Here is a 10,447-nt window from a genome sequence, read left to right as displayed (position 1 = left end):
ACATTGCGACCCGGTCGCGTCGGCGTGTCGCATCCTCGACGTGTCGCGCGAAATTCGGGCTTGCACCTCACGCGACGTGAGTTCCTAGCGTCGTTCCTGTCGCCCCGACGGGGCGGACCGACGAGAAGGGTATCGAAGTCGTGGAACAGACCGCGTGGAAGGTCGGCGAGCTCGCCCGGCGGACCGGGCTGACGGTGCGGACGCTGCACCACTGGGAGGAGCGCGGCCTGATCGTGCCCTCGCGGAGGACGGCGGCCGGGCACCGGCTCTACGACGACCGCGACGTGCGGCGGGTGTACGAGGTGGTGGCCCTGCGCGAGCTGGGTCTGTCGCTGGAGGCGATCGCCGAGGTGCTCGCCCCCGACCGCGACCGGCTGGAGGGGATCCTCTCCGCGCACCTGACCCAGGTCGAGGCGCGACTGGTCGCGTTGCGCGACCTGCGCACCACGCTCGCCGCGCTGGTCGCGGGGCTGCGCAACTCCACGACTCCCGGACCGTCGGACCTGATGGGACTGATCGACGAGGTGTCGAAGATGACCGAGACGTTCAACAACTACTTCACCGACGAGCAGCTCGCCGCCCTGGAGGCGCGGCGCCAGGAACTCGGCGAGGACACCATCCGTGCCGCCGAGCGCGAGTGGCCGGAGCTGATCGCGGCCGTGCAGGCCGAGATCGACGCGGGCACCGACCCGTCGTCACCGCGGGCCCGGGCACTGGCCGCGCGGTGGGGCGAGCTGCTGGAGTCCTTCCACGGCGGCGACCCCGGCCTGCGCGAGGGCCTCTACCGGATGCGGGACGAGAACGCCGACGAGGTCCTCTCCCGCGGCGGGCCGACCGACGAGCAGATCGACTACGTCCGACGGGCGGGCGTCACCGGCGTCTGATCCGCGGCGTCCCACCGGAGTGGCCGCGCGGTCAGGCGTCGGCCACTCCGGCGGAGGAGAGGAGGGCGGGCAGGACCGGGTTGCTGCCGTCCCGCTTCCAGGCCAGTGCGAGGGGGACGACCCGGGCGTCGGCCAGCTCCACCACCGCGACCCCGGGCATCAGCAGCTCGGAGGCCGCGTCGAGGACCAGCCCCACCCCGACGCCGGCGCTGACCAGCGACAGCAGGGTGTGCGTGTCCGGGGCCTCCTGTTCGATGCGGGGGTGGAACCCGGCGTGCAGGCAGGCGGCGTCCACCGCCCCGCGCATCACGGCCATCCGTTGCGCCGGGTAGGAGACGAACGCGTCGGCGCAGAGCTCGGCGAGCCCGATCTGCTCCCGGTCGGCGAGCGGGTGCTCCACCGGCAGGGCGGCGACCAGCCTCTGGCGGGCCACCTCCCGGACGACGAGACCGATGTCGTCGACCGGGGTGCGGATCAGGGCGGCGTCGACCCGGTCGGCGCGCAGGTCCTCGGCGAGCTCCCCGCTGAACCGTCCGGTGACCAGGGACAGGCGTGCGTCCGGCACGGTCGCGCGGAACCGTTGCGCGATCTCGCGCAGCTGCTGGTAGGAGCTGGAGCCGGCGAAGCCCAGGCGCGCCGTGCCGGTGCGGCCCTGCGCGGCGCGGCGGGCGGCCGTCGTCGCGTCGCCGGCCGCGGCGAGCGCGCGACGGGCCGGGGGCAGGAACGCCTCACCGGCCGGGGTGAGCGCGACGTGGCGGGTGTGCCGGGCGAACAGCGGTGTCCCGACCTCGCGTTCGAGCCGGCGGATCTGCTGCGACAGCGGCGGGCCGGAGACCGACAGGCGCACCGCCGCCCGTCCGAAGTGGAGCTCCTCGGCGACGACGACGAACGCGTTCAGCTGGCGCAGCTCCACGCCCCGATACTAGGTCGTCTCGTCGACAGGATCACGACCGAAGTAGTCCTTGATCGGTCCCAATCTCCGCTTAGGGTCGTGCGGACGACGTGACAGCGGTCATGTCGACGTCGAGTGCGAGGGGGCACGCGATGACCGACACCTCCACGGCAGGCCCGGACGACGGGGATCGCATGACCGGGGACGGGACCCCGGCGAGCACGGCACGGATGCGGCGCAGGGCCGGCATCGCGTCGTTCGTCGGTACGACGATCGAGTGGTACGACTTCTACATCTACGGCACCGCGGCCGCGCTGGTGCTCGGGCCGCTGTTCTTCCCCTCGGTCTCCCCCGCCGCCGGCGTGCTGGCCTCGTTCGCCACGTTCTGGGTCGGGTTCCTGGCCCGCCCGATCGGCGGGATCGTCTTCGGCCACCTCGGCGACCGGCTCGGCCGCAAGACCGCGCTGGTCTCGACGCTGATGCTGATGGGCGTCTCGACCCTGGCGATCGGCCTGCTGCCCTCCTTCGACGAGATCGGCACGGCGGCCCCGGTCCTGCTGGTGACCGCCCGGCTGGTGCAGGGACTGGCCGTGGGCGGCGAGTGGGGCGGCGCCGTGCTGATCGCCTCCGAGCACGCGTCGAAGGGCAAGAAGATCCTCTACGGCGCGTTCGCCCAGCAGGGCAGCCCGGCCGGGCAGATGCTGGCCACCGGCTCGTTCGCGCTCGCCGCGACGCTGCCCGAGGCCGACTTCCTGTCCTGGGGATGGCGGGTGCCGTTCCTGGTCTCGGCGGCGCTCGTGGTCGTCGGGCTGATCATCCGGCTGCGGATCGAGGAGAGCCCGGAGCTGGCGCGGCTGCGTCGCACCGGGAGCACCTCGCGGTTCCCGCTGGGCGAGCTGATGCGCGGCGCGAAGGGCATGGTGGCGCTCTCGATCGGGGCGTGCGCGCTGGTCGCGGCGGCGGCGTACTTCAAGAACACGTTCGCGCTGTCCTGGGCCACCACCGAGCTCGGCTACGACCGCTCGACGTTCCTCAACGTGATCCTGATCAGCTCGTTCGTGCAGTTCTGCACCCAGCCGCTCGGTGCGTTCATGGCGACGTGGTGGAACCCGCGCAAGGTGGTCACGGCGCTGCTCATCCTCGAGCTGCCGCTGTTCCCGCTGATGTTCGCGATGATCTCCACCGGCAACTTCGCGCTGGCCGCGCTCGGCATGGCGCTGGCCACGCTGCCGCACACGATGTACTACGCGATCCTGGCGGGCATGCTGGCCGAGGCGTTCCCCGCACGGATGCGCTACACCGCGATCTCCCTGTCCTACGCCCTCGCCGGGACGATGTTCGGCGGGACCGCGCCGTTGATCGGGCAGTCGCTGCTGTCGCTGACCGGGTCGATCGTGCCGGTGGTGGTGTACTCGCTGCTCATCGTCGTGCTGTCGCTGTTCACCGCGCGGGCGATCCTGCGGCGCGGTCCGGCGCCGGACCCGGACGCGGCGCCCGCGGCGTCCCGCCGGGCGGAGGCGGTATGAGCCGCGACGACGGCACGGCCGGGCATGTGACCCCCCTGCCGACGCGCCTGCGCGAGCTGGCGCGGGCCGCTCCGGACGCGCCCGCGGTGTCCGACGGCGAGACCGTCCTGACCCGCGCCGAGCTCGACGCACGGACCAACCGGCTGGCCCGGGCGTTCGCCGCCCGCGGCGTCGGCCCCGGGGACCTGGTGTCGATCGCGCTGCCGAACCGGGCCCGGCACATGGAGTGCTCGGTGGCGGTGTGGAAGCTCGGCGCGGTGCCGCAGCCGGTCTCGCACCGGCTCCCGCGCGGTGAGCTCGACGCCGTGCTGCAGGTGGCCGACCCGGCGCTGGTCGTCGGGCTCGAGACGCCGGGACGGGCCTGGCTGCCCGGCGACCACGACGCGTCCGGCGAGTCCGCGGAGCCGCTGCCGGAGATCGTCGGGCCCTCCTGGAAGGCGCCGACCTCGGGCGGGAGCACCGGGCGTCCGAAGGTGATCGTGGCCGGTCAGCGTGCCTGCGTCGAGGAGGCGCTGGCCCGGGTCGACGGTCTGCGCATCGACCGCGACGGCGTGTTCCTGTGCACCGCGCCGCTGCACCACAACGCGCCGTACATGTTCTCGCTGATGGCCTTGCTCCAGGGTCACCACGTGGTCGTCATGCAGCGCTTCGACGCCCAGCGCACGCTCGACCTCGTCGCCGGACACGGCGCCACCTGGCTCTACGTGGTGCCGACGATGATGAGCCGGATCCTGCGCCTGCCCGCGTCCGTGCGCGACGCGGCCGACATGTCGTCCCTGCGCACGGTCCTGCACGTGGGCGCGCCGTGCCCGCCGGAGGTCAAGCGGGCGTGGCTGTCCTGGGTCGGGCCGGAGACGGTGATCGAGCTGTACTCGGGCACCGAGTCGCAGGCCGGCACGACGATCGACGGCATCGAGTGGCTGGCGCACCCCGGCTCGGTCGGGCGGGTCACCCGCGGCCTGATGCGGGTGCACGACCCCGAGGACGGCCGGGAGCTGCCCACCGGGGAGACCGGCGAGATCTGGATGCGCTCGGCCGACGGGCAACCCACCTACCGCTACCTGGGCGCCACCGCCCGCGAGCGCGACGGCTGGGAGTCCCTCGGCGACATGGGCCACTTCGACGACGACGGCTACCTCTACCTGGCCGACCGGCGCTCGGACATGGTCCTGGTCGGCGGCGCGAACGTGTATCCGGCCGAGGTCGAGGCCGCCCTCGACGGGCACCCGGACGTCCTGGGCAGCGCCGTGATCGGGCTGCCGGACCCCGACTACGGGCAGGTCGTGCACGCGATCGTGCACACCCCGGACGGGGCCGACCCGGCCGTCGTCGAGGAGTCCCTGCGCGCGTACCTGACCGAGCGGCTGACCCCGTACAAGACGCCGCGGACCTACGAGTTCGTGCCCCACCCGCTGCGCGACGACGCCGGCAAGGTCCGCCGCAGCGCCCTGCGTGACGAGCGGCTCCCTCGCGCGCGGACACCGTCGCCGTAGACGGCACCGCGTCGGACAGCGGCGGACGCACCCCCTGGTTCGCCCGACCGGCCGAGAGGCTCGCTATCCTTTCCGCCACGTTCCCCCGAATGCGCCCAGCGACGGGCCTGCGGGCACGCACACAGCGGAGGCGGTGCGTCGGATGACCGATCGACAGCGTGACCACGGTGCCGGCCTGCTGGCCGAGGACGCCCCTCGCGCCGACACGCACGACGCGTGCCGCAGCTGCGCCGCGCCCGCCGCCGGTGGCGACCGCTTCTGCCCCGCCTGCGGCACCGACCGGCGGATCGTGCGCGGCGGCACCACCGTCGTCGCCGCCCGTGGCGAGGTCACCCGCACGTGCCCGGAGTGCGGGGGCGAGGGACGCCCGGCGCCGTCGATGCCCGGTCGGCTCCCGGGGATCCAGTGGTGCGACACGTGCGGGGCGCGGCTCGGCGAGTCCGTGGACCGGGTCGAGGTCGACCTGGGCGTGCTGGCCGGGGTCAGCGACCGCGGCCTGGTGCACCGCCGCAACGAGGACGCGATCGCGCTCGGACGGGTGGTGGCCGCCGGGGCGGGCGACCGGCCCGAGGCGGCGGTCGTCTGCGACGGGGTGTCGAGCACCAACCACCCGGAGGAGGCCGCCCGGGCCGCCGCCGACGCGACGCTGGACGTCCTGCTCTGCGCCCCGGGCGAGATGCCGGCCGCGCCCGGGCTGCGGATGCGGGCCGCGGTGGCTGCGGGCGCGGCGGCGGTGGCCGACCTGGGCGGCGGTGTCGAGGGGCCGTCCTGCACGCTCGTCGCCGCACACGTGGACGACGGCGAGATCACCGTGGGTTGGGTCGGCGACAGCCGCGCGTACTGGCTGCCGGTGCACGGTGCCGGGCTGCGGCTCACCGAGGACCACTCGTGGGCGGCGGAGGCGGTGGCCGTCGGGCTGCTCGACGCCGAGGCCGCGGCCTCGGACCGTCGCGCGCACGCGATCACCCGGTGGCTCGGCCCGCAGGACCACCCGGAGCCCGACGTCACGACCCTGCGCCCGGACGGCGCCGGGATCCTGCTGCTGTGCAGCGACGGCCTGTGGAACTACCTGCCCGAGCCCGGCGACCTGGCCGAGATCGTGCGCACCGCCGCGTCGACGATCGAGGCCGCGGACACGCTCACCCGCGCCGCCCTCGACGCCGGCGGGCGCGACAACATCAGCGTGGTCGTGCTGCCCGTCGCGCCCTGAGCGGACCGGCCGGTCAGGCGGCCGCGGACTCCCAGGACCACAGCTCGCTCATCGGTCCGGCGCAGTCGGGGCACGGCACCTCGACACCGGCGGTCTCCTCGGCCGGGAGCTCGGCCTCGACCCCGCAGCCGGAGCACGAGCACCAGGCGGTCTCTCGTGATGCGTACATGCGTTCGAGGGTAACTACATCGTTGTGGTTCGCAACCCCGCCGCGCTCCCCGACCGGGCCCCGGACCGCCCTCCGTTTGCCCCTCCGCGGATCGGTTGCGAGTCTCCCCCGGTGACCTCCACCCGGCCGGGCCGGCTCGTGCACCGCCATCTGACCGACACGCGGGCGGGCTGGAGCACCGGCACCCTCGGGGCGATCGCCGAGTTCGTCCGCGACCCGGACGAGCCCTGCTCCGGCGACGACGGCACCCGGGCCACCGACCGCGGCGCGATCGCGCTGTTCGACGAGGGCCGGACCCCGCCGCCCGGCGTCACGGCCGTCGCCTACCGCACACCGGCCGGCCCGGACCTGGCCTGGAACCACGCCGTCGCGTTCTGCGTGCCGGTGGAACAGGCCGGACCGGCACGCACGGTGCTGACCGAGCTCGGGCCGGACCCGGACGCGGTGCGCCCGCAGGACCGCGGCGCCGTGCTGTTCGACCTCGGGCTGGGCACGCCGGCCGTCGAGGCGTGCGTGCGCACCGCGGACCCGGCGGTGCTGGACACCCTGCGCGCCGGTGCGGGACGCCCGGTGTTCGGGAGCGGGGTCGCGGGCGCCCTGGTCGCCGGCTCGCCGCACCGGGTGTTCCGCGGCGCGGCCGGGCGGGTCGAGGTGTTCGCGCCGATCCCGGCGCCGGACGGGCGCTCCCCGGACGGGCCGCACACCCACCTGCTGCCGCACCTGCTCGCCCGCGGTCGCACGCACGCCTCGACGGTGCCGATCCCGGCCGGGCACGTCCCGGTCGCGCACCTCTACCCGGCACACCCGCTGTTCGGCCCGCTCGGGCGTCCGCACCCGTTCGACGCGGAGGCGGACGCGGCGTTCGCCGAGCTGCTCGACGAGTTCGGCGCACCCGAGCTGGTCGAGCTCGAACGCGACGTCGTCGCCGCGGTCCGGGGCGGGGACGGTCCGGACGCCGTCACCGTCCCGCCGACCGCGCAGTGCCGGGCGACGGTGGCGGTCACCCTGCGCAGGCTCGCGCAGACCGAGCCCGGGCTGCCGTCGTTGTCGCGCTGGCGGCCGCACCGGTCCGCGGCCGACGGCGAACACGACCCGGACGGCGACCGCAACGGCGGCTGAGCACGCGCTGCTCAGACGTCCTCAGCCGTCCTCAGACGTCGTCGATGAGGTCCGCGACGGACGGGACCACGCGGGTCGGGCGGAACGGGAAGCGGTCGATCTCGTCGGCCTGGGTGATGCCGGAGAGCACCAGCACCGTGCGCATCCCGGCCTCGAGCCCGGCCAGGATGTCGGTGTCCATCCGGTCGCCGATCATGATCGTGGACTCGGAGTGCGCCCCGAGCCGGTTCAGCGCCGCGCGCATCATCAGAGGGTTCGGCTTGCCCACGAAGTAGGGGTCGGTCCGGGTCGCCTTGGAGATCATCGCCGCGACCGAGCCGGTGGCCGGCAGCAGCCCCTCCGGCGACGGGCCGGTCGCGTCCGGGTTGGTCGCGACGAACCGTGCACCGCCGGCGATCAGCCGGATCGCGGTGGTGATGCTGGAGAAGCTGTAGGTGCGGGTCTCGCCCAGCACCACGTAGTCCGGACTCGCGTCCGTGAGCACGTACCCGATGTCGTGCAGCGCGGTGGTCAGCCCCGCCTCGCCGATCACGTAGGCACTGCCGCCGGGGCGCTGCTCGTGCAGGAACGCCGCGGTGGCCAGCGCCGAGGTCCAGATCGCCTCCTCGGGCACCTCCAGGCCGGTGGCCTGCAGCCGGTAGCGCAGGTCGCGCGGGGTGTGGATGGAGTTGTTCGTCAGGACCAGGAACGGCACGCCCTTGTCCCGCAGACGCCCCAGCAGCGTGTCGGCGCCGGGCACGAGGCGTCCCTCGCGCACCAGGACACCGTCCATGTCGGTCATCCAGCATTCGATCGGCTTGTGCTCGGCCACGCCGCGACCCTAACGCCCGCTCAGGCGGACGGCTGGCACGTCGGGCACCAGAACAGGTTGCGGGCCGCGTGCGTGGCGGTGCGCACGGGCGTGCCGCAGACCAGGCACGGCATCCCGGTGCGGCGGTAGACGTAGACTTCGCCGCCGTGACGGTCCCTGCGGCCTGGCTCGCCGCGCCGCCGCGGGTCGTGCTCGCGCGCGACGGTGTCGATGCGGCCCTTCCGCACGCCGTCGCGCATCAGGGCGACCAGGTCGGGCCACATCGCGTCCCAGGTCTCCCGGTCGAGCCGGTTGCCGGGCAGCTGCGGGTCCAGGCCGTGCCGGAACAGCAGCTCGGCGCGGTAGACGTTGCCGACCCCGGACACGACGGTCTGGTCCATCAGCAGCGTCGCCAGCGGCGAGCGGGACCTCGCGACCCGCGCCCAGACCAGCTCCGGGTCGGCGTCGCGACGCAGCGGGTCCGCGCCCAGGCGGGCCCGGACCGCGCGGGCCTCCGCGCCGGTGATCAGCTCGCAGGCGGTGGGTCCGCGCAGGTCGGCATAGTGCGTCTCGCCGACCAGCCGCATCCGCAGCTGCCCGCGCGGCTCCGGCGCCGGCAGCTCGCCCTCGACGAACGTGCCGTAGAGCCCGAGGTGCACGTGCACCACCCGGTCCGGGCCGAAGCGGTGGAACAGGTGCTTGCCGTGCGCCTCGGCGCGGGTCATCGTCGCGCCGTCGAGCGACGCCGCGGCGTCGGCGAAGCGCCCCTGCGGGCTCGACACCGCCACCGGACGCCGGGCGAACAGCGTCTGGTGCAGCCGCGCCAGACGGTGCAGCGTGTGTCCCTCGGGCATCAGCTCGCGGGGAGCTCGATCTCGCCGGTGCGCTCGTAGTCGGCGAGCTGCGCGATCCGGCGCGCGTGCCGCTCGTCGCCGGAGAACTCCGTGGTCAGGAACGCCTCGACGATCACCAGCACCTCCTCGAACATGTGCTGGCGCGCGCCGATGCCGACGATCTGGGCGTCGTTGTGCTCGCGGGCGAGCCGCGCGGTCTCCTCGCTCCAGGCGAGCGCGGCGCGCGCGCCGTCCACCTTGTTGGCCGCGATCTGCTCGCCGTTGCCGGACCCGCCGATCACGATGCCCAGGGATCCGGGGTCGGCGACGACCCGCCGGGCCGTCTCGATGCACCAGGCCGGGTAGTCGTCGAGCGGGTCGAACGTCGGCGCACCGACGTCGACGGCCTCGATCCCCTGACCGGACAGGTGCTCGATCACCTTCGCCTTCAGCTCGAATCCGGCGTGGTCACTGCCCAGGTAGACGCGCACGGGGAAAGATCCTCCCTCATGCAGGTCGCGGGTGTGGACGGGGTCCCCGACGGGTGGGTCGTGTGCGTGCTGAGCGGTGCGGGGTCCCCGGGGACGACGGTGTCGTGGTCGGTCGAGCCGGACGCCGCCGCCGTCCTCGCGCGGACCCGGGACTGCGGTGCGGTGGGCGTCGACATCCCGATCGGGCTGCCGTCCGGGCCGGCGCGGCGGGCGTGCGACGTGGCGACCGCGGCGCGTCTGGGCCGGGCCCGGTCCTCGGTGTTCCCGGCGCCGCCGCGCGAGGTGCTCGCCGCGACGTCCCACCCGGACGCGTGCGCGATGGCACGGGAGGTCACCGGGAAGGCGATCAGCCTGCAGACGTTCCAGATCGGCGCCAAGATCCGCGAGTGGGACGCGCTGGACGCGGTCCCGGCGACCGTCGTCGAGGCGCATCCGGAGCTGTCGCTGCGCACCCTCGCCCCGGACGTCGCCTTCGTGCCGAAGAAGACCGCCCGCGGGCTCGGCCAGCGGATCGCCGCGCTGGCGCGGTGGGTGGATCCCGCGCTCGCGCTGGCCGACCTGCCCGCCCGCACCCGCCTCGACGACGTGTTGGACGCCCTGGCCGTGTCCTGGACCGCCGCCCGGTGGCTGCGCGGCGAGGCCGAGACCCTCGGCGACGAGACCGACGCCCGCGGACGGCCGATGCGGGTCGTGGTGTGAGCGCGGACGACCGCGGCGACGGCCGGTGGGTCGAGGTCGCCGACGGGGTGCTCGCCCGTCGCCATCACGAGCTGGACCTGACGACCGGTCTCGTCCTCGGCACCGCACGCGCCCTGGTGATCGACACCCGCGGCGACGCCCGGCAGGGCGCCGAGCTGGCCGGCGCGGTCCGCGCGGTGACCTCACTGCCGCTGACGGTGGTCCTCACCCACGCGCACTTCGACCACTGCTTCGGCACGGCCGCATTCGGGACCGCACCGGTGTACGCCCAGGCCGGATGCGCGGCGGCGATCACCGCGACGGCCCCGGAGCAGCGCGCGACCTGGTCGCGGTACTACCGG

12 protein-coding genes are annotated in these 10,447 nt (G+C 74.6%); 7 read left to right on the top strand and 5 right to left on the bottom strand.

What is annotated here, in order from left to right; genetic code table 11:
• Nucleotides 1–140: 140 nt before the first annotated feature.
• Nucleotides 141–884 (top strand): MerR family transcriptional regulator, encoded by a 744-nt coding sequence (locus I4I78_RS33965; protein ID WP_218613850.1) that lies wholly within the window; start codon nucleotides 141–143, stop codon nucleotides 882–884.
• A gap of 31 nt (nucleotides 885–915) precedes the next feature.
• Here I4I78_RS33965 and I4I78_RS24555 read toward each other — a convergent pair whose 3' ends face one another.
• Complete coding sequence (locus tag I4I78_RS24555) at nucleotides 916–1,797, bottom strand: LysR family transcriptional regulator (RefSeq protein WP_218613849.1); 882 nt, start codon at nucleotides 1,795–1,797, stop codon at nucleotides 916–918.
• A gap of 209 nt (nucleotides 1,798–2,006) precedes the next feature.
• On the opposite strand from I4I78_RS24555, the gene I4I78_RS24550 reads away from it, so the two are divergent.
• The 3 genes from I4I78_RS24550 (at nucleotide 2,007) to I4I78_RS24540 (ending at nucleotide 6,005) form a co-directional block, all read left to right on the top strand.
• The gene (locus tag I4I78_RS24550; protein ID WP_218613852.1) at nucleotides 2,007–3,302 is read left to right on the top strand and encodes an MFS transporter; all 1,296 of its coding nucleotides are present in this window, start codon (nucleotides 2,007–2,009) and stop codon (nucleotides 3,300–3,302) included.
• On the top strand, nucleotides 3,299–4,795 hold the full coding sequence (locus I4I78_RS24545; protein ID WP_218613848.1) for an AMP-binding protein: 1,497 nt from the start codon (nucleotides 3,299–3,301) through the stop codon (nucleotides 4,793–4,795). Before I4I78_RS24550 ends, I4I78_RS24545 begins: the two co-directional genes overlap by 4 nt.
• A gap of 142 nt (nucleotides 4,796–4,937) precedes the next feature.
• A complete protein-coding gene (locus tag I4I78_RS24540; RefSeq protein ID WP_218613847.1) occupies nucleotides 4,938–6,005 on the top strand; it encodes a PP2C family serine/threonine-protein phosphatase in 1,068 nt (355 codons plus the stop codon).
• 13 nt (nucleotides 6,006–6,018) lie between these two features.
• Here I4I78_RS24540 and I4I78_RS24535 read toward each other — a convergent pair whose 3' ends face one another.
• Complete coding sequence (locus I4I78_RS24535) at nucleotides 6,019–6,174, bottom strand: hypothetical protein (protein WP_218613846.1); 156 nt, start codon at nucleotides 6,172–6,174, stop codon at nucleotides 6,019–6,021.
• Nucleotides 6,175–6,285: 111 nt separating this feature from the next.
• On the opposite strand from I4I78_RS24535, the gene I4I78_RS24530 reads away from it, so the two are divergent.
• On the top strand, nucleotides 6,286–7,293 hold the full coding sequence (locus I4I78_RS24530; protein WP_218613845.1) for a hypothetical protein: 1,008 nt from the start codon (nucleotides 6,286–6,288) through the stop codon (nucleotides 7,291–7,293).
• 31 nt (nucleotides 7,294–7,324) lie between these two features.
• Here the strand turns inward: I4I78_RS24530 and I4I78_RS24525 are convergent, their stop codons facing one another.
• The 3 genes from I4I78_RS24525 to I4I78_RS24515 are packed head-to-tail and all read right to left on the bottom strand — an operon-like array spanning nucleotide 7,325 to nucleotide 9,407.
• Entirely contained in the window at nucleotides 7,325–8,065 is a 741-nt protein-coding gene (locus tag I4I78_RS24525; protein WP_218613851.1) for an HAD-IIA family hydrolase, read from the bottom strand.
• Between the two features lie 59 nt (nucleotides 8,066–8,124).
• On the bottom strand, nucleotides 8,125–8,937 hold the full coding sequence (locus I4I78_RS24520; protein ID WP_218613844.1) for an Fpg/Nei family DNA glycosylase: 813 nt from the start codon (nucleotides 8,935–8,937) through the stop codon (nucleotides 8,125–8,127).
• A complete protein-coding gene (locus tag I4I78_RS24515) occupies nucleotides 8,937–9,407 on the bottom strand; it encodes a ribose-5-phosphate isomerase (RefSeq protein WP_218613843.1) in 471 nt (156 codons plus the stop codon). Before I4I78_RS24515 ends, I4I78_RS24520 begins: the two co-directional genes overlap by 1 nt.
• Nucleotides 9,408–9,425: 18 nt before the next feature.
• Between I4I78_RS24515 and I4I78_RS24510 the strand changes: the two genes are divergently transcribed.
• Together I4I78_RS24510 and I4I78_RS24505 are read left to right on the top strand one after the other, a co-directional pair.
• Entirely contained in the window at nucleotides 9,426–10,106 is a 681-nt protein-coding gene (locus I4I78_RS24510) for a DUF429 domain-containing protein (protein WP_218613842.1), read from the top strand.
• On the top strand, nucleotides 10,103–10,447 hold a 345-nt coding region (locus tag I4I78_RS24505), incomplete at its 3' end, for an MBL fold metallo-hydrolase (RefSeq protein WP_218613841.1). The genes I4I78_RS24510 and I4I78_RS24505, both read left to right, overlap by 4 nt.

It is taken from the genome of Pseudonocardia sp. KRD291, assembly GCF_019263595.1.
Lineage (GTDB): Bacteria > Actinomycetota > Actinomycetes > Mycobacteriales > Pseudonocardiaceae > Pseudonocardia.
This window is presented reverse-complemented; position numbering and strand designations above follow the sequence as displayed.